A 17,910-nucleotide genomic window follows, 5' to 3' on the forward strand; every position below is an offset into this window, starting at 1 on the left:
GTTCAAGGGAGGAAACCAGATGAACAAACTACTCGCTACAGTGGCAACGGTCGCCGCGATCACCACGGCCCTGCCGGCGCTGGCTGCCGACATCATCGTCGTCGCCCATGGCCAGGCCAACGACCCTTTCTGGTCGGTGGTGAAGAATGGCGTCCAGAAGGCCGGCGAAGACACCGGCGCGAACGTCGATTTCCGCTCGCCCGAGACCTTCGACATGGTCCAGATGAGCCAGATGCTCGACGCCGCGGTCAACCAGGAGCCCGACGGCATCGTCGTCTCGATTCCCGACGCGGACGCGCTTGGCCCCTCCATCGAGCGGGCCGTCGCCGCGGGCATCCCGGTCATCTCGATGAACTCCGGCTCGGACGTCTCCAAGGAGCTGGGTGCACTGCTGCACGTGGGGCAGTCCGAATACGATGCCGGCAAGGCCGCGGGCGAGAAGCTGGCCGAGATGGGTGGCACCAAGGGCATCTGCGTCAACCAGGAGGTGGGCAACGTCTCGCTCGACCAGCGTTGTGAGGGCTTCGCCGAGGGCTTTGGCCAGGACGTCACCGTGATCCCCACGATGAACGACCCCACCGAGGTGGAATCCAAGGTGCGTGCGGCACTGGAATCCGACCCCGACGTCGACACCGTGCTGGGCCTCGGCGCCTCGCTCGTGGGTGAACCGGCGGTGGCCGCGGTCGAGGCACTTGGCCGCGACGACGTGCTGGTGGCCTCGTTCGATCTCTCGGCGGGCTTCCTCGAAGATATCGCCGAAGGCCGCGCCGCCTTCGCCATCGACCAGCAGCAGTTCCTGCAGGGCTACCTTCCGGTCGTCTTCCTGTCGCTCAACGCCGACTATGGGCTGATCCCGGGCGGCAACGTTCCCTCGGGCCCGAATCTCGTGACGCAGGAGACGGCGGCTCAGGTGATCGACCTTTCCGCGCAGGGCATCCGCTGATCCACCGATGAGGGGCCGCGTGCCACCGCGCGCGGCCCGCATACCAACCCAAGGGAGGGGGCAATGGCCGCTGAAATCCAGGCCAGCGAGGACGAGCGCATCCGCTCGGAGACCTTGGCGACGAAACTCATGAAGAAGCCCGAGCTCGGGGCCATCGGCGGCGTCATCCTGGTCACGCTGTTCTTCATGCTCACCGCCGACAGCACGATGTTCACGCTGTCCGGCATCATGAACTTCATGACCCCGGCGGCACAGCTCGGCATCCTGGGGATCGCCGCCGCGATGCTCATGATCGGGGGCGAATTCGACCTCTCGATCGGCTCCATGGTGGCCTTTGCCGGGATGATCTTCGGCGCCCTGACGGTCAACCTCGGCCTGCCTCTGATCCTTGCCATACCGCTCACCATGGCATTCGCCGCCGCCGTCGGTGCCGTCAACGGCACGATCGTCCTGCGCACCGGCCTGCCCTCGTTCATCGTGACGCTGGCGGGGCTTTTCATCCTGCGCGGCGCCTCGCTGGTCGGCCTGAAGCTCTTCACAGGCGGCTCGACCCAGCTTCGCGGCGTCCGCGATGCCGTCGAGGGCGACTGGCTCGCGCGGTTCTTCTCGGGCGACGCACTGCAGGGGCTCTTCGCCTGGCTTGCCTCGGCCGGCGTGATCGACACGTTCAGCAACGGCACCCCCAAGGTCCCCGGCGTTCCGGTCGAGATCCTCTGGTTCATCGGCTTCGCGCTGATCGCCACCTACGTGCTGCTGCGCACGCCCGCCGGCAATTGGATCTTCGCCACCGGCGGCGACAGCGGCGCGGCCAAGAACTCGGGCGTGCCGGTGCGGCGGGTCAAGATCTCGCTCTTCATGCTGACCGCCTGCGCCGCGGCGCTGGTCGCGGTGATCACCGTGATCGACGCGGGCTCCACCGACGCGCGGCGCGGCTTCATGAAGGAATTCGAGGCCATCATCACCGCGGTCATCGGCGGCTGCCTTCTCACCGGCGGCTACGGCTCGGCGATCGGCGCCTTCTTCGGAGCGATCATCTTCGGGATGGTCACCATCGGCCTGACCTACACCGACTTCGACCAGGACTGGTTCCAGATCTTCCTCGGCGGGATGCTGCTGCTGGCGGTGGTCTTCAACAACGTGATCCGCAAACGCGTGACGGGAGAACGCTGACATGGCTGACGACACCAGGTTTCATCACGGCAGCGTCCCGGCCGACGCCCGCCCCATCATCCACATGGAAGACATCACCAAGCACTTCGGCAACGTCATCGCGCTGAACGGGGTGACCTTCGACGTGACCCCCGGCGAATGCCACTGCCTGCTGGGCGACAACGGCGCCGGGAAGTCGACCTTCATCAAGACCATGTCGGGCGTCCACAAGCCGAACTCGGGCCAGATCTTCTTCGAGGGCAAACCCCTGTCCTTCGACAGCCCGCGCGAGGCCATGGAAGCGGGCATCGCCACCGTCTTCCAGGATCTCGCCATGATCCCGCTGATGTCGGTGACCCGTAACTTCTTCATGGGTCGCGAGCCCACGAAGGGCAAAGGACTGACGCGCCGCTTCGACATCGACCGCGCCAACGAGATCACCATGGAGGAGATGCGCAGGATGGGCATCAACCTCCGTGCCCCCGACCAGGCCGTCGGCACGCTGTCGGGTGGCGAACGGCAGACCGTGGCCATCGCCCGCGCGGTCTACTTCGGCGCCAAGGTCCTGATCCTCGACGAGCCCACCTCGGCGCTCGGGGTCCGTCAGACCTCGAACGTGCTTTCGACCATCGACCGGGTCCGCAAGCAGGGCGTCGGCGTCGTCTTCATCAGCCACAACGTCCGCCACGCCATGGCGGTCGGCGACCGCTTCACCGTGCTGAACCGTGGCCAGACGCTGGGCACCGCGGTGCGCGACGAGATCACCGCCACCGAGCTGCAGGACCTGATGGCCGGCGGCCAGGAGCTGGCACAGCTCGAAGGTTCGCTCGGCGGCACCGTCTGAGTTCCTCCCGCCGGGCGGCTCCTCCCTACAGGCCGCCCGGCACCCTATCGACCCGTCACTGGATGGAGAGGCATGTCCGACCTGCCCCAAACACCGCCCGGCGTGGCCCTGATCGGAACGGGCTTCATGGGCAAGTGCCACGCCATGGCCTGGAACAACGTCGCCACGGTCTACGGCCCGCCGCGCCCCCGGCTCGAAATCCTCTGCGACGTGACCGAAGAGGCCGCGAAGAGCCATGCCGCGGCGTTCGGGTTTGCCCGCGCGACCACGGACTGGCAGGCCGCCGTCAGCGATCCGGCCGTCGACGTGGTCTCGATCACGACACCGAACGGCACGCACCGCTCGATGGCCGAGGCCGCATTGCGGGCCGGCAAGCACGTCTGGCTCGAAAAGCCCATGGCGCTCACGCTCGAAGATGCCGAGGCCATGGCCGCACTCGCCCGAGAGCACCCGGACCAGGTCACGCTTCTGGGCTACAACTACCTGCGCAGCCCGGCCTTCCGCGCCGCCCGCGCGATGATCGAGGCCGGAGAGATCGGCGCGCCCCGCGCCTTCCGCGGCGTCTATGACGAGGATTACTCCGCCGATCCCGCCCTGCCCTGGTCCTGGCGCATGACGCACGAAGCTGGCGGCCTTGGCGCGCTCGGCGATCTTGGCTGTCACCTTGTCAGCCAGATGCTCGCGCTCATGGGACCCGTCGCGGAGCTCACGGCCATGACCGACATCGCCGTAGCGAAACGCCCCTCCACCGAGGGCCCCAAGAAGGTCGAGAACGAGGACAGCGCCCTGGCGCTGATCCGCTTTGCAAGCGGCGCGCAGGGCTCGTTTGCGACTTCCCGTGTTGCCCGTGGCCGCAAGTGTCGACTGCAGTGGGAAGTGCACGGCTCGGACGGAACCATCGTCTTCGACCAGGAGAACATGAACGAGATCTGGGTCCACCGCGCGGGTGAGCCCGGCTTCACCCGCCACCTGACAGGACCCGACCAGCCGGGCTTCGCAGCGTTCTGCCCGGCACCCGGCCACAACTTCGGCTTCAACGAGCTCAAGGTCGTCGAGGCGCACAGCCTGCTCGCGGCCATCGCGACCGGCATCAACGCGGGGCCCGACTTCGCCGCGGGCCTCGAGGTCGAACGCATCATCCACGCAATGGCGGCCTCGGGCGGTCGCACCGTCACCCTGGGAGCCGACACATGAAGGATCTCGACGTCATCACCATCGGACGCTCCAGCGTCGACCTCTACGGCGCACAGATCGGTGGCCGTCTCGAGGACATGGGCAGCTTCGACAAGTATATCGGCGGCTCGCCCACCAACATCGCCTGCGGCTCCGCGCGGCTGGGGCTGAATTCGGCCGTCATCACCCGCGTCGGGGACGAACACATGGGCCGCTTCATCCGCGAACAGCTGGAACGCGAGGGCGTCTGCACCGACGGCGTCACGACCGACCCCGAGCGGCTGACCGCGCTGGTGATCCTCGGCATTCGCGATCAGGAACAGTTTCCGCTGATCTTCTACCGCGAGAACTGCGCCGACATGGCGCTCTGCGAGGAGGACATCGACGAGGGTCTCATCCAGCGCGCCCGCGCGATCGTCGTCACCGGCACCCACCTGTCGCATCCGCGCACCGAGGCCGCGGTGCTGAAGGCGCTGGATCTTGCCCGCAAGCACGGGCTGCGCACCGCGCTCGACATCGACTACCGCCCCAATCTCTGGGGCGTGGCGGGCCACGGCGACGGTGAGAGCCGCTTCGTGGAAAGCGCGAAGGTAACTGAAAAGCTGCTCTCGACGCTGCACCGCTTCGACCTGATCGTGGGAACGGAAGAGGAATTCCACATCGCCGGCGGCTCCACGGACACCCTGACAGCCCTGCGTCGCGTGCGCGAAAACTCCGCCGCAACGCTGATCTGCAAGCGCGGCGCGCTTGGCGCCGTGGCCATCGAAGGCGCGGTCCCCGGCAGCCTCGACGACGGCCAGTCCGGCGAAGGCTTCCCGATCGAGGTCTTCAACGTGCTCGGCGCCGGCGACGGGTTCTTCTCGGGCCTGCTCAAGGGCTGGATGGAAGACGCGGACTGGCCCACCGCCCTGAAATACGCCAACGCCTGCGGTGCCTTCGCCGTCAGCCGCCACGGCTGCACGCCGGCCTATCCCTCGCTCGCCGAAATGGAATTTTTCCTCGATCGCGGGATCACCCGCCGCGACCTGCGCAACGATCCGGAGCTTGAGCAGATCCACTGGTCCACCAACCGCCACACCCGCACGGACGGCGACTGGTCGACCATGCGCGTCTTCGCCTTCGACCACCGCGCTCAGCTTGAAGAGATGCAGGGCTACACGCCCGAAAAAGGCGCGGCTTTCAAGGAGTTCTGCCTTGACGCCGCGCTGGCCGTGAAGGGCGACGGTGCGGGTTACGGCATCCTCTGCGATAACCGCATCGGGCGCTCCACCCTGCACCGCGCAACCGGCACCGGCCTCTGGATCGGGCGACCGGCGGAATGGCCGGGCTCGCGTCCGCTCACACTCGAACCCGAACTCGGCAGCGACTGCGGGGGACTGCGGGAATGGGCACGCGAAAACGTGGTCAAGGTGCTGTGCTTCTGTCATCCCGACGACGATCCGGCGACGCGCGAGGCGCAGGAGGCGACCGTCAAACGCCTCTTCGAGGCGAGCCGCCGCAACAACCTCGAGTTCCTGCTCGAGATCATCCCCTCGAAAGTCGGCCCGACCGATGACGACACTACCGCCAGGCTGATTTCGCAGTTCTATGCGGCGGGCATCTACCCCGACTGGTGGAAGCTCGAACCGCTGGCAAGCGACGCCGCCTGGTCGAGGGCCGTCGCCGCCATCGAGGCGCATGACCGTCACACGCGCGGCATCGTGGTCCTGGGGCTCGACGCGCCCGAAGCGGACCTCGCCCGCGGCTTCGAAACCGCCGCACGGCATCCCTTGGTCAAGGGCTTCGCGGTGGGCCGCACGATCTTCGGCGATGCCGCCCGCGCCTGGTTCCGGGGCGAAATCGACGACGCGCAGGCCGTGGCGGAGATGACCGAACGCTATGCCCGGCTTTGCGGGGTCTGGGACAGGGCCCGCGCCGCAGTGGCCCAGCAGATGATTGGAGAAGACGCATGACCGAGACGATGCGGCTGACCGCCGCGCAGGCCATGGTGAAATGGCTGGCGGCCCAGATGACCGAGGACGGAGACCGCTTCGTCGAAGGGATCTGGGGCATCTTCGGCCACGGCAACGTGGCAGGTCTCGGAGAGGCGCTGGAGAAGGCCAGACAGGATTTCCCGACCTGGCGGGGTCAAAACGAACAGACCATGGCCCACGCCGCCATCGCCTATGCCAAGGCGAAGAAGCGCACGCGCGCCATGGCGGTGACCACCTCGATCGGCCCGGGCGCCACCAACCTCGTCACCCCCGCCGCGCTTGCGCATGTGAACCGGCTGCCGATCCTCTTGATCCCCGGTGACGTCTTCGCGAACCGCCGCCCCGATCCCGTGCTTCAGCAGGTCGAGGATTTCGAGGACGGCACGGTTTCGGCCAACGACTGCCTGCGCCCGGTGTCGCGCTACTTCGACCGCATCACGCGGCCCGAACACCTGCTGACCGCCCTGCCCCGTGCGCTGGCCACCATGACCGACCCCGCCTCCTGCGGGCCGGTCACGCTTGCCTTCTGTCAGGATGTGCAGGCCGAGGCCTACGACTACCCGGTCGAATTCTTCGAGCCCCGAGTTTGGCGCATCCGCCGACCGCAGCCCGATCCGCGCGAGATCGACGACCTTGCCGCGCTGATCCGTCAGGCAAAGACCCCCGTGATCGTCGCGGGCGGCGGGGTGATCTACTCCGGTGCCGAGGCCGCGCTCGCCGCCTTTGCCGAGACCCACGGGATTCCCGTGGTCGAGACCCAAGCGGGCAAATCCGCCCTCGCACAGGCGCATCCGATGAACTTCGGCGCAAGCGGCGTCGACGGGTCGGCCGCCGCCAACCACCTGTCCGAAAAGGCGGATCTGGTGATCGGCATCGGCACGCGCTTCCAGGATTTCACCACCGGGTCGCGCACGCTCTTTGCCAATCCCGCCAGGCGCCTGATCTCGATCAACGTCGCGGCCTACGACGCGGCCAAGCATGGCGCGCTGGCCGTCATGGGCGATGCGAAGGCCGCGCTGGAGGCGCTTTCAAAGGCGCTGGATGGCCATGGCGCGACACCGCCCGATCCCGCCCTGCGCACCGCATGGCTCGACGCTGTGACCGACCACTGCCGCGACCGCGACCGTTCCGCAGGCGACCGCCCCACCGACGCCGAGGTCATCGGCGCCGTCCAGCGCGCCACGGGTGACGATGCCATCGCCATGTGTGCCGCCGGTACCATGCCGGGTGCGCTCAAGCTTCTCTGGCAACCCTCGCAGGGCGGCTACCACATGGAATACGGCTTTTCCTGCATGGGCTACGAGATCGCCGGCGCCATGGGCCTCAAGCTCGCCCGCCCCGAGCGCGAGGTGATCTGCTTTGTCGGCGACGGGTCGTACATGATGGCTAACTCCGAACTGGCCACAGCGGTCATGCGCAGGGTGCCCTTCACCGTCGTTCTGACCGACAACCGTGGCTACGGCTGCATCAACCGGCTGCAACAAGGCAGCGGCGGTGCGCCCTTCAACAACCTCTACGAGGACTGCAACATCGAGCAGCAGCCCGAGATCGACTACGCCGCCCATGCCGCCGCAATGGGCGCCCACGCGGTCCGGGCCGCGACCATCGCCGAGCTCGAAGGTCACGTGGCCGAGGCCCGTGAGCGCGACATTCCCACCGTTATCGTGATCGAGACCGACCCGAGCGAGGGCCCGGGCTTCGGCGAGGCCGGGCACTGGTGGGACGTCGCTGTTCCCGAAACCGGCGAGACCGACGAGCTCGGAAAAGCCTATGCCGCCTACCTCGAACAGAAGCAGCGCCAGCGCCTCGTGAACTGAGCGCGCCACAGGAGACCCAAATGATCCGCTTCGGCACCAACCCCATCGCCTGGGCCAACGATGACGACCAGTCACTCGGCGCTGATATCCCGACCGCGCGCATCCTCGACGAGGCAGGCCGCCAGATCGGCTTCGACGGCATCGAGAACGGCCACCGCTGGCCCGAAGATCCCGAGGACCTGCGCCTGATGATGGAGAAGGCAGGGCTGGCCTTCATCTCGGGCTGGCACTCGCTGAACCTGCTCGCCCACTCCGTCGAGGAGGAGAAGAAGGCCATCCAGCCCCATCTCGATCGCCTTCTGCACAACGGCTGCAAGGTCTGTATCGCCTGCGAGACCTCGAACTCCGTCCAGGGTCTCGACCGCCCGCTTTCCGACCGCGTCGTGCTCGACGGCCCTGCGATGCGGGATTTCGCCGCCCGGGTCGAGGAAATCGCCGGCTACTGCGCCGAGCAGGGCATCGACCTCGTCTACCATCACCACATGGGCACTGTCGTGCAGTCGCCAGAGGACATCGATGCCTTCATGGCGGCCACAGGCCCCGCCACGAAGCTGCTCTTCGACGCGGGTCACTGCGCCTTCGGCGGCGGTGATCCCGTCGCAGTGCTGCGCAAGCACATCGACCGCGTGGGCCACTTTCACGCAAAGAACGTCCGTCCCGCGGTCCGCGCGCGTGTCCAAAGCGAGGGGCTTTCCTTCATGGACGGCGTGCGCGCGGGGGTCTTCACCGTCCCCGGCGACCAGGAGGGCGAGATAGATTTCGCCCCGCTGCTCCAGGTCCTCGCCGAGCATGGCTACGACGGCTGGATCGTGATCGAGGCGGAACAGGATCCCGACGTGCACAACCCCCTGCTCTACCAGACGCTCGGTCTCGCCACCCTGAAACGCATCGCGGCCGACACCGGCCTGACCTGACCTGACCTGACCTGACCTGACCTGAAGGACCCCGCCATGCCCGATCTTCTCAAGCGCCCCTTCGGCACCCACGGAAAGGTGCACGCCATCACGCCGGAAAGCGCCGGCTGGCGCTACGTCGGTTTCGACCTCTGGCACCTGCGCGAAGGCGATACCGTCTCGGACAGCGCGGGGCGGAACGAATTGATGCTCGTCATGGTCGAGGGCAAGGCGCGGATCAGCGGCGCCGGCCAGGACTGGGGCGAACTCGGCGACCGCATGAACGTCTTCGAAAAGACGCCGCCGCACTGTCTCTACCTGCCGGATGGCTCCGATTGGGAGGCGACCGCCACCACCGACTGCGTCATCGCCGTGGGCAAGGCCCCGGGCAAGGGCGGACACGAAGCGCGGCGCATCGGCCCCGACGGCATCACCCTCACGCAGCGGGGCGATGGCAGCAACACGCGCCACATCAACAACATCGCCATGGAAAATGAGGACTACTGCGACAGCCTGCTCGTGACCGAGGTCTTCACCCCCGCGGGCAATTGGTCCTCCTACCCGTCCCACCGGCACGACGAGGACGACTTTCCGCGGGTCACCTACCTCGAGGAAACCTACTACCACCGGGTCAACCCGGCGGACGGCTTCGGCATCCAGCGCGTCTATACCGACGACCTGCAATTGAACGAGACCATGGCCGTGCATGACGGCGACGTGGTCTGCGTCCCGCGCGGACATCATCCCTGCGGCGCCCCCCACGGGTTCGAGATGTACTACCTCAACGTGATGGCAGGCCCCCTGCGCAAGTGGCGGTTCGTGCTCGCCCCGCCCGTCGAACACCTCACCTGAACCCCACCCGGAGACTGCACCCCGTGTCCCAACCCTTCAAGCTCGCCGCCTGCGCGGAAATGCTCTGGCCCGACAGGCCCATCGACTGGCGCGCCGAACGACTGACCGAGCGCGGCCTCGGCGTCGGCCTCTGGAACTGGCCCGACCACGACCTCGGCAAGCTCGAAAAGATCGGCGCCGACTACACGATCATGAACGGCTACCTGCAGGGCCGGCTCTCCGACGCCGAGGGCGCCGACATGCTTCTGGCCTCCGCCCGCGAAACCGCCAAGGTGGGCCGTCGGCTCGGCGTCGACCGGTTGAATCTGCACGGCACGGGGCTTGGCGATGGCGGCCTGCCGATACCGCGACACGGCGCGTTTTCTCCCGGAATGGAACTGCGAGCGCGCGACACGCTCCACCGGCTTTGCGACCTGGGCGAGGAACTCGGCGTCACCTTCACGCTCGAGAACCTCAATCCCTTCGACCATCCCGGCTGCCCCTTTGGCTCCACCGCGGCCGTGCTGTCGCTGGTCTCGGCGGTGAACCGTCCGCAGCTGCGGATCAACCTCGATCTCTACCACACGCAGATCGGCGAGGGGGACCTCGTCCGCTGGTGCGAAGCCTGCCTCCCCTGGATCGGCGAAGTGCAGGTCGCCGACAACCCGGGCCGCTGCGAACCCGGCACGGGCGAGATCAACTACCCCGCAATCGCGCGCGCGCTCCATGCCCTCGGCTATCGTGGCCCCGTCGGAATGGAGGCCTTCGCCCACAGCGACAGCGACGCCGCGCTCGACGCCTTCGTCGCGGCATTCACCCTGTGAATCCGGTGCCTACGCCCCCACTGAAGTCATGGCATGACGCCTTATTCGGTTGATTGCGCTCAATCAGAAATCGACCATCGGCACGGCATGAGCGGGGTGTCCACCCCGCAGACCCACGAACCCGGAGCGTCGCATTGAGCTTTTGTGCAGGGACGCCCGACAGCGAGTGATCCTCGCCTCGAAGGGACGCGCGCGGGGCGTTGCTTCGGACAGAAGTCAGGAGTCGTGCCCGCACATCGAAAAGCACAGCCTGTCGGGCTCCGGCTTTCAATGCGATACGATGTGCGGGAAGAAAATCAAAAGGCGAGCGCGGCCGAACTCCGGCTACGCGCTCGCCTAACGCAGATCAGAAGTCGAGGTTCTCGACGCTCAGCGCGTTCTGCTGGATGAAGTCGCGGCGCGGTTCGACCACGTCGCCCATCAGCTTGGTAAAGAGGTCGTCCGCCTCGGCCATGTCGTCGATGTCGACGCGCAGCAGCGTCCGGGCGTCCGGGTCCAGCGTGGTTTCCCAGAGTTGGCTCGGGTTCATCTCGCCCAGGCCCTTGTAGCGTTGCAGCGAAATGCCCTTCTGGCCCTCCTCGAGGATCGCCTCCAGCAGGCCCAGCGGCCCGTAGATCGGCTGTTTGCGATCCTTGCGTTCCAGCGTCGCCGGCGTGCCGTAGACGGTCTTGAGGTTCTCGGTGAAGCTGCCGGTCCGGCGCGCCTCGCCCGAGCGCAGCATCGGGCCGTCCAGCGTCCGGACCTCCTCCACACCGCGCAGGATGCGCGCGAGACGGATGCCGCGGTCCTGCGTGATCCGGCCTTGCCAGCCCTTCTCGTATTCCAGCGCGATCATGTCGAGCCGCGCCGCCACGTGGTCGGCCACGCCCTGAAGGTCCGCGTCCACGGCGCCGGGGACAAAGGCACCCGCGATGGCCGCCTGTTCCAGGATGTGGCGCTGGTAATGCGTCGGGAAGGCATCGAGCACGCGCTTGAGGCTGCGGGCATCCTCGACCACGCGGACAAGGTCCTGGCCGATGATCTCTTCCCCGGTGCCAAGCCGCAGCACCGCACCCTCGGTCCCCTGGTTGATCAGGTAGTCCTCGAGCGAGGGCTGGTCCTTGATGTAGACCTCGGACTTGCCGCGCGCGACCTTGAACAGCGGCGGCTGCGCGATGTAGAGGTAGCCGCCCTCGATCAGCTCCGGCATCTGCCGGTAGAAGAAGGTCAGCAGCAGCGTTCGGATGTGTGCCCCGTCCACGTCGGCGTCCGTCATGATGACGATCTTGTGGTAGCGCAGCTTGCTGACGTCGAACTCGTCCCGCCCGATCCCGGTGCCGAGGGCCATGACGAGGTTGCCTATCTCCTGGCTGCCCAGCATCTTGTCGAACCGCGCGCGCTCCACGTTCAGGATCTTGCCGCGCAGAGGCAGGATCGCCTGGCTGCGGCGGTCACGCCCCGTCTGCGCAGATCCACCGGCCGAGTCGCCCTCGACCAGGAACAGCTCGGTCAGCGAGGGGTCCTTCTCGGAACAGTCCTTGAGCTTGCCGGCCAGGAAGTTCACGTCCATGGCCGACTTGCGCCGCGTGAGTTCGCGCGCCTTGCGCGCCGCCTCGCGAGCCAGCGCCGCCTCGACGATCTTGCCGACGATGGTCTTGGCCTCGTTGGGATGTTCCTCGAACCACTCGGACAGGCGCTCGGTCATCATGCTCTCGACCGCCGGGCGCACCTCGGAGCTGACCAGCTTGTCCTTGGTCTGGCTCGAGAACTTCGGATCGGGCACCTTCACCGACAGCACGGCGGTCAGGCCCTCGCGCGCGTCGTCGCCGGTGAAGTTCACCTTCTCGCGCTTGGCGATGCCGCTGTCCTGCGCGTATTTCTGGATCGTCCGTGTCAGCGCGCCGCGAAAGCCCGCCATGTGCGTGCCGCCGTCGCGCTGCGGGATGTTGTTGGTGAAGGGCAGCACCATCTCGTTGAAGCTGTCGTTCCACCACATGGCGATCTCGACCGCGATGCCGTCCCGTTCGCCGGTCATGTAGATCGGCTCGGACATGACCGAGGACTTGGACCGGTCGAGGTACTTCACGAACTCCTTCACGCCGCCGTCGTAATACAGCTCCGAACGCAGCGGCTCGGCCGGGCGCTCGTCCTCGAGGATGATGCGGACGCCCGAATTCAGGAAGGCCAGCTCGCGCAGGCGCTTTTCCAGCGTCGCGAAATCGTAGTCGAGGTTGCTGAAGGTCTCGGTCGAGGCAAGGAAGCGCACCTCGGTGCCGCTTTCGCCCTCGGCGTCGCCGGTCTCGCGCAGGTGCTCGGTCGTCTCGCCGTGCTCGAACTTGGCGTAGTGTTCCTTGCCGTTGCGCCAGATGCGCAGTTCCAGCCACACGGACAGCGCGTTCACCACAGACACACCCACGCCATGCAGGCCGCCGGACACCTTGTAAGAGTTCTGGTCGAACTTCCCGCCCGCGTGAAGCTGGGTCATGATGACCTCGGCCGCCGACACGCCCTCTTCCTCGTGAAGGTCGACCGGAATCCCGCGCCCGTTGTCGCGCACGCTGACGCTGTTGTCGGCGTGGATCTTCACCTTCACGTAGTCGGCGTGACCGGCGAGCGCCTCGTCGATGCCGTTGTCCACGACCTCGTAGACCATGTGGTGCAGACCCGACCCGTCGTCGGTGTCACCGATGTACATGCCGGGGCGCTTGCGCACCGCTTCCAGGCCCTTGAGAACCTTGATGGAACTCGCGCCATAATCGGAGTTGTTGCCTGCGGGTTCGGCCATTCAGGTGTCCTTTGTCGCTTTGCCCGGTTTATATGCGGCTTTGGTGGGAATGTCACGCTGACGACACAAGATTTGGTGTCAGAGAAAGGGGATCAGAATCCCCACGCCCATCAGCAGGCATCCGGCGACGATGTTGGTCCGCCGCAGGGCCTGCGGGCTGGACAGAAAGCGTCTGACGCGGTCGATCGACAGCGCCATGACAAGGTTGCCGGCAAGCGGCGTCACCGCCGAAATCAGCGCGATGGCGACGATGTCCGGCGCCCCCAGCCGGTCGAGATCGAAGAAGCCCGGCAGCATCCCCATGTAGAACAGGATCGCCTTGGGGTTTCCGATGATGACCGCAAGCCCGGCCATGAAGCCCGCCCACATGCCCGGCCGCGTCAGCCTGCTGTCCGAGGCGAGCGACTTGTCGGCGTTGCGGATCAGAAGGCCACCCATGATCAGGAAGGTTAGCGCCGCCACCCATTTCAGCGCCTCGAGGAAGCCGCCGTAGACGCTGACGATCCAGCTCACGCCGAGGATGGCCAGCAGCGTCCACATCACGTCGCCCACCACCACGCCCAGCGCCAGCGGCCAGGCCGCCTGGAAGCCGCCCGACAGCGCCCGCGCGGTCAGCGCCAGCCAGACCGGCCCCGGCGTCAGGAACAGCACCAGCAGCGCACCGGCGTAAAGCAGCAGGTCTGTTGCGGAAACACTCATGGGCCTTCAAGCACTGATACAGGACAGCGCCGTTGTTCGCCGCTTTGCAGCACCAATGCAAGCGCCCTCACAGGGCCCGGACGACCGACAGCCCCGCATCCTCGGTCACTTCCAGCCGCTGCGCCCCCTCGCCCAGCTCCTCGAACAGCTCCGGCCCGGTGCCCGTCATCCAGGCCTGCGCGCCCAGCGCGCCGATTTCGGCGTAAAGCGCCGCCCGCCGCCCGGCATCGAGGTGCGCGGCCACCTCGTCCAGCAGCAACAGCGGCGGCGCGCCCGTGTCGGCGGCCAAGGCCCGCGCATTGGCCAGGATCAGCGAGATCAGCAGCGCCTTCTGTTCCCCGGTCGAGCAGTCCGAGGCCGGAATCCCCTTGGCCGCGAAGACCCCGTAAAGGTCCGCCCGGTGCGGCCCCACCAGCGTGCGCCCCGCGGCGATGTCGCGAAACCGGCTTTCGGCCAGCGCCGCGCGCAGGCCCGCCTCGTCCTCGGGGATGTCCGCCTCGGTCGAAGTCAGTTCGAGATCCGCGGCGGGAAAGGCCGTCTCGGCCCCCGCCTGCGCCGCCGCGATCCGTGCAAGCGCCGACTGCCGGTTGGCAGTCAGCACCGCGCCGGTGCGCGCCATCTGCGCCTCCACCGCCGCATACCAGCCCGCATCGCGCACCTCGTCCTTCAGCAGCCGGTTCCGTTCGCGCATGGCCTTCTCGTAATCAAGCGTCGCCTGCGCGTGATCGGGGAAGAAGCTCAACGTCATGCGGTCAAGGAACCGCCGGCGCCCCTCGGGGGCCTCGATCCACAGCCGGTCCATCGACGGGATCAGCCAGAGCACGCGGCTGATCCGTCCCAGCGCCGTCTGCGGCGCGGGCTTGCCGTCGATCGTGACGTTGCGTGACGCCCCGCCCTCCGAAGTGAAAGCCACCTCATGCGCATCGCCGCCCGCGCGCAGCATCCCCGTGATCTTCCAGCCGAGGCTCTCGGGGCGGCGCGCCATCTCCTGCGCGCTCGCCCGCCGCAGACCGCGCCCGGGCGAGAACAGCGACACTGCCTCGATCAGGTTGGTCTTGCCCGCGCCGTTCGGCCCGTAGATCGCCACTGGCCGCGCATCCACATGCACCTCCGCCCGCCTATGCGAGCGGAAATGCGACAGCGTGAGATGTTCGAGATGCAGCATGGCCGGGCCGCCGGGCGGCGGGCCCTAGCGGGGGCTGCGCTTGGCGAGGATGCGCTGCAGCGTCCGGCGGTGCATGTTCAGGCGCCGCGCCGTCTCGCTCACGTTGCGATCACACAGCTCGTAGACGCGCTGGATGTGTTCCCACCGCACGCGGTCGGCGCTCATCGGGTTCTCGGGCGGCGGTGGCAGGTCGTCGCCCTTGGCCAGCAGCGCGTTGATGATGTCCGTGGCGTCGGCGGGCTTGGACAGGTAATCGGTCGCGCCGATCTTGACGGCGGCCACGGCCGTGGCGATGGCGCCATAGCCGGTCAGCACCACGATGCGGCTGTCGGGGCGCTTGGCCCGCAGCACCTCGACCACGTCGAGCCCGTTTCCGTCCTCCAGCCGCAGGTCGATCACCGCGAAGGCGGGCGGACGGGCGGTGGCAATCGCCGTTCCCCCGGCCACGGAGCCCGCGGTCTCGACCTCGAAACCGCGCTTTTCCATGGCCTTGGCCAACCGCTTCAGGAAGGGCTCGTCGTCATCGACGAGCAGGAGCGTCCGGTCTTCGCCCAGTTCCTGCATAACGCTCTCCGCCAAAAGCTCACCTCCGGACAATGGCCTGTCGTTTCGATCTAGTTAGCCCCGCCGGACGGCGCGGTCAAATGCAGCCGCCGCGTCGCTCAGGATGCCTCGAGAAAGCACGAGGTCCGTTCGGCCAGTTCCTCGGGGCTCAGATCGCGGCGGAAATATTCCACGAAGCCATCTTCCGGCGTCACGAGGTAGGTGAAGGTCGAGTGGTCCACCAGGTAGTATTCGTCATCCCCGGGCTGCTTGCTGTGATAGGCGCGGTAGGCCTGGCTCGCCGCGTTCACCTGCTCTTCGCTGCCGGTCAGCGCCACCATGTCCTCGTGGATGTTGGCCGCGAAATCGCCGACCACCTCGGGCGTGTCGCGCTCGGGATCGACCGAGATGAAGACGGGTTGCACCTCGTGGCCCTGTTCACTCAGCACATCCACCGCCTGCGCGTTGCGCGCCACGTCCATGGGGCAGACGTCCGGGCAGAAGGTATAGCCGAAGTAGACGAGGCTCGGCTCGGTGATCACGTCCTCGTCCGTAACGGTCTCGCCCTCCGGGTTCACCAGTTCGAAGGGCCCGCCGATCGCACCGGCCCCACCGGCCACAGCTGCCCTGCGGCAGGGCGCGTAGGGATCGTCCGGCCCCAGCCCCAGCACGTCCGACACCCAACCCGAGGAAACGGCATAGGTGCCCCCGAGCAGAAGGACCACGAAACAGGCGGCGACGATGGCAATGATGCGGGTCATGGGATCCTTTCCGGCAGGCGGCCGTGAGCGTTGCGCCAGAGGTAACAATTGCCAAGCCGGGGACAAGCGGCGAAAAGGCGCATATGACCGACACGGACATCGGATTCCTGAGCGAGGACCGCCGCAGCCACTGGATCCGGCTGCGCACGATGATCCTCTTGCGCTGGTTCGCCATCGTCGGCCAGCTCGCCGCCATCACCGTCGCCCAGCGCGTCTACGACCTCCAGCTCGAACTCGGCCTGTGCTACCTCGCCGTCGGCGTCTCGGTCATCGGCAACCTCGTGGCGATCTTCGTCTTCCCCGAGAACAAGCGCCTGAGCGAGACCGAGAACCTGCTCATGGTCATGTTCGACCTGCTGCAGCTCTGCTTCCTGCTCTATCTCACCGGGGGCCTGCACAACCCCTTCTCGCTTCTGGTGCTGGCGCCGGTCACCGTCTCGGCCGCCGTGCTCACCCTGCGCTCCACCGTCCTGCTGGGCGTCACCGCCTTCCTGTTGATCACGGGGATGCTCTACTACCACCTGCCGCTGCGGACCGAAGCGGGCGTCGTGCTGCGCCTGCCCGAGATCTTCGTCTTCGGCCAATGGGCGGCGATCACCATCGCCATCCTCTTCCTCTCGGTCTACGCGCGCCGCATCACGCGCGAGATGCACTCCATGTCCGACGCACTGACCGCGACGCAGATGGCGCTTGCCCGCGCGCAAAAGCTCAACGATCTCGGCGGCGTGGTCGCCGCCGCCGCGCACGAACTGGGCACTCCGCTCGCCACCATAAAGCTCACCTCCTCCGAACTTGCCGACGAGCTCGGGGACCAGCCCGACCTGCGCGAGGACGCCATCCTGATCCGCGATCAGGCCGACCGCTGCCGCGACATTCTGCGCTCCATGGGCCGCGCCGGGAAGGACGACCTGCACATGCGCCAGGCGCCGCTGGTCGAGGTCATCCGCGAGGCCGCCGAACCGCACCAGGACCGCGGCAAGGAAATCGTGATCGAGGACGGCCCGGGTCCCGGGGGCGAATACGTGCAGCCCAACATCCTGCGCCGCCCCGAGATCATCCACGGCCTGCGCAACCTCGTGCAGAACGCCGTCGACTTCGCCCAAACCACCATCTGGATCGAGGTTCTCTGGACCGACACCACGATCTCGGTCCGCATTCTCGACGACGGCCAAGGCTTCCCGCCACACCTGATCGGCCGGATCGGCGATCCCTTCGTCCGCCGCCGCCGATCGGCCGCCGAGCATGGCCAGCGCCCGGAATACGAGGGCATGGGCCTCGGGCTCTTCATCGCCAAGACGCTGCTCGAACGTACCGGCGCCGTGCTGAGCTTCGCCAACGGCGCCGATCCCTTCATCTCGGGACGAAGCAGCACCACCCAGCGCCGCGGCGCGGTGGTCGAAGTCGTCTGGCCGCGCTCCCGGATCGTCGCGCAGACGCAGGGCACCACCGCGCTCGGAGAGAATCGTCCGATTGAAGTCTGACCCGACGCCCCTCCGGGCTCCGATCTTAACCCGTCCTTAACCAAAACTCC

15 protein-coding genes are annotated in these 17,910 nt (G+C 67.2%); 10 read left to right on the top strand and 5 right to left on the bottom strand.

Annotated features, from left to right (window positions below; genetic code table 11):
• Nucleotides 1-19: 19 nt before the first annotated feature.
• The 9 genes from C8N44_RS13975 (at nt 20) to C8N44_RS14015 (ending at nt 10,447) form a co-directional block, all read left to right on the top strand.
• Nucleotides 20-943, top strand: coding sequence for a sugar ABC transporter substrate-binding protein (locus C8N44_RS13975; protein WP_107977414.1), 924 nt, complete (start codon nt 20-22; stop codon nt 941-943).
• A gap of 63 nt (nt 944-1,006) precedes the next feature.
• Nucleotides 1,007-2,113, top strand: coding sequence for an ABC transporter permease (locus C8N44_RS13980; protein WP_107977392.1), 1,107 nt, complete (start codon nt 1,007-1,009; stop codon nt 2,111-2,113).
• A gap of 1 nt (nt 2,114) precedes the next feature.
• A complete protein-coding gene (locus C8N44_RS13985) occupies nt 2,115-2,936 on the top strand; it encodes an ATP-binding cassette domain-containing protein (RefSeq protein ID WP_107977393.1) in 822 nt (273 codons plus the stop codon).
• Between the two features lie 72 nt (nt 2,937-3,008).
• On the top strand, nt 3,009-4,130 hold the full coding sequence (locus tag C8N44_RS13990; protein WP_107977394.1) for a Gfo/Idh/MocA family protein: 1,122 nt from the start codon (nt 3,009-3,011) through the stop codon (nt 4,128-4,130).
• Complete coding sequence (locus tag C8N44_RS13995) at nt 4,127-6,061, top strand: bifunctional 5-dehydro-2-deoxygluconokinase/5-dehydro-2-deoxyphosphogluconate aldolase (RefSeq protein WP_107977395.1); 1,935 nt, start codon at nt 4,127-4,129, stop codon at nt 6,059-6,061. Before C8N44_RS13990 ends, C8N44_RS13995 begins: the two co-directional genes overlap by 4 nt.
• A complete protein-coding gene (gene iolD / locus C8N44_RS14000; protein WP_107977396.1) occupies nt 6,058-7,899 on the top strand; it encodes a 3D-(3,5/4)-trihydroxycyclohexane-1,2-dione acylhydrolase (decyclizing) in 1,842 nt (613 codons plus the stop codon). The genes C8N44_RS13995 and iolD overlap by 4 nt, the downstream gene beginning before the upstream one ends.
• A 20-nt stretch (nt 7,900-7,919) precedes the next feature.
• Nucleotides 7,920-8,813: a myo-inosose-2 dehydratase gene (gene iolE / locus C8N44_RS14005; RefSeq protein ID WP_107977397.1), complete on the top strand. Its 894-nt coding sequence runs from the start codon at nt 7,920-7,922 to the stop codon at nt 8,811-8,813.
• Nucleotides 8,814-8,849: 36 nt separating this feature from the next.
• Nucleotides 8,850-9,644: a 5-deoxy-glucuronate isomerase gene (iolB, locus tag C8N44_RS14010; RefSeq protein ID WP_107977398.1), complete on the top strand. Its 795-nt coding sequence runs from the start codon at nt 8,850-8,852 to the stop codon at nt 9,642-9,644.
• A gap of 23 nt (nt 9,645-9,667) precedes the next feature.
• Nucleotides 9,668-10,447: a TIM barrel protein gene (locus tag C8N44_RS14015; RefSeq protein WP_244641089.1), complete on the top strand. Its 780-nt coding sequence runs from the start codon at nt 9,668-9,670 to the stop codon at nt 10,445-10,447.
• A gap of 346 nt (nt 10,448-10,793) precedes the next feature.
• On the opposite strand, the gene gyrB is transcribed toward C8N44_RS14015, so the two are convergent.
• From gyrB to C8N44_RS14040, 5 genes are all read right to left on the bottom strand, one after another.
• Nucleotides 10,794-13,211, bottom strand: a complete 2,418-nt coding sequence (gene gyrB, locus C8N44_RS14020; RefSeq protein ID WP_107977399.1) for a DNA topoisomerase (ATP-hydrolyzing) subunit B — start codon at nt 13,209-13,211, stop codon at nt 10,794-10,796.
• 78 nt (nt 13,212-13,289) lie between these two features.
• Nucleotides 13,290-13,910 (bottom strand): LysE family translocator, encoded by a 621-nt coding sequence (locus C8N44_RS14025; protein ID WP_107977400.1) that lies wholly within the window; start codon nt 13,908-13,910, stop codon nt 13,290-13,292.
• Between the two features lie 67 nt (nt 13,911-13,977).
• Nucleotides 13,978-15,075: a DNA replication/repair protein RecF gene (recF, locus tag C8N44_RS14030; RefSeq protein WP_107977401.1), complete on the bottom strand. Its 1,098-nt coding sequence runs from the start codon at nt 15,073-15,075 to the stop codon at nt 13,978-13,980.
• A gap of 24 nt (nt 15,076-15,099) precedes the next feature.
• Complete coding sequence (locus C8N44_RS14035; RefSeq protein ID WP_188758755.1) at nt 15,100-15,639, bottom strand: ActR/PrrA/RegA family redox response regulator transcription factor; 540 nt, start codon at nt 15,637-15,639, stop codon at nt 15,100-15,102.
• A 98-nt stretch (nt 15,640-15,737) separates the two neighbouring features.
• Complete coding sequence (locus C8N44_RS14040) at nt 15,738-16,379, bottom strand: SCO family protein (RefSeq protein ID WP_107977403.1); 642 nt, start codon at nt 16,377-16,379, stop codon at nt 15,738-15,740.
• Nucleotides 16,380-16,462: 83 nt separating this feature from the next.
• Here C8N44_RS14040 and regB point away from each other — a divergent pair, with 83 nt between their 5' ends.
• Nucleotides 16,463-17,860, top strand: a complete 1,398-nt coding sequence (regB, locus tag C8N44_RS14045) for a sensor histidine kinase RegB (protein WP_107977404.1) — start codon at nt 16,463-16,465, stop codon at nt 17,858-17,860.
• Nucleotides 17,861-17,910: the final 50 nt, after the last annotated feature.

Source organism: Allosediminivita pacifica (genome assembly GCF_003054175.1).
Taxonomy (GTDB): domain Bacteria; phylum Pseudomonadota; class Alphaproteobacteria; order Rhodobacterales; family Rhodobacteraceae; genus Allosediminivita; species Allosediminivita pacifica.

Excerpts from the sequence above, each read along its gene's own strand:
- iolB (WP_107977398.1), top strand. The coding sequence starts at position 8,850 with ATGCCCGATCTTCTCAAGCGCCCCTTCGGCACCCACGGAAAGGTGCAC.
- C8N44_RS13985 (WP_107977393.1), top strand. The coding sequence starts at position 2,115 with ATGGCTGACGACACCAGGTTTCATCACGGCAGCGTCCCGGCCGACGCC.
- iolE (WP_107977397.1), top strand. The coding sequence starts at position 7,920 with ATGATCCGCTTCGGCACCAACCCCATCGCCTGGGCCAACGATGACGAC.
- C8N44_RS13990 (WP_107977394.1), top strand. The coding sequence starts at position 3,009 with ATGTCCGACCTGCCCCAAACACCGCCCGGCGTGGCCCTGATCGGAACG.
- C8N44_RS14025 (WP_107977400.1), bottom strand. The coding sequence starts at position 13,910 with ATGAGTGTTTCCGCAACAGACCTGCTGCTTTACGCCGGTGCGCTGCTG.
- C8N44_RS13975 (WP_107977414.1), top strand. The coding sequence starts at position 20 with ATGAACAAACTACTCGCTACAGTGGCAACGGTCGCCGCGATCACCACG.
- regB (WP_107977404.1), top strand. The coding sequence starts at position 16,463 with ATGACCGACACGGACATCGGATTCCTGAGCGAGGACCGCCGCAGCCAC.
- C8N44_RS13995 (WP_107977395.1), top strand. The coding sequence starts at position 4,127 with ATGAAGGATCTCGACGTCATCACCATCGGACGCTCCAGCGTCGACCTC.
- gyrB (WP_107977399.1), bottom strand. The coding sequence starts at position 13,211 with ATGGCCGAACCCGCAGGCAACAACTCCGATTATGGCGCGAGTTCCATC.
- iolD (WP_107977396.1), top strand. The coding sequence starts at position 6,058 with ATGACCGAGACGATGCGGCTGACCGCCGCGCAGGCCATGGTGAAATGG.
- C8N44_RS13980 (WP_107977392.1), top strand. The coding sequence starts at position 1,007 with ATGGCCGCTGAAATCCAGGCCAGCGAGGACGAGCGCATCCGCTCGGAG.
- C8N44_RS14040 (WP_107977403.1), bottom strand. The coding sequence starts at position 16,379 with ATGACCCGCATCATTGCCATCGTCGCCGCCTGTTTCGTGGTCCTTCTG.
- recF (WP_107977401.1), bottom strand. The coding sequence starts at position 15,075 with ATGCTGCATCTCGAACATCTCACGCTGTCGCATTTCCGCTCGCATAGG.
- C8N44_RS14035 (WP_188758755.1), bottom strand. The coding sequence starts at position 15,639 with ATGCAGGAACTGGGCGAAGACCGGACGCTCCTGCTCGTCGATGACGAC.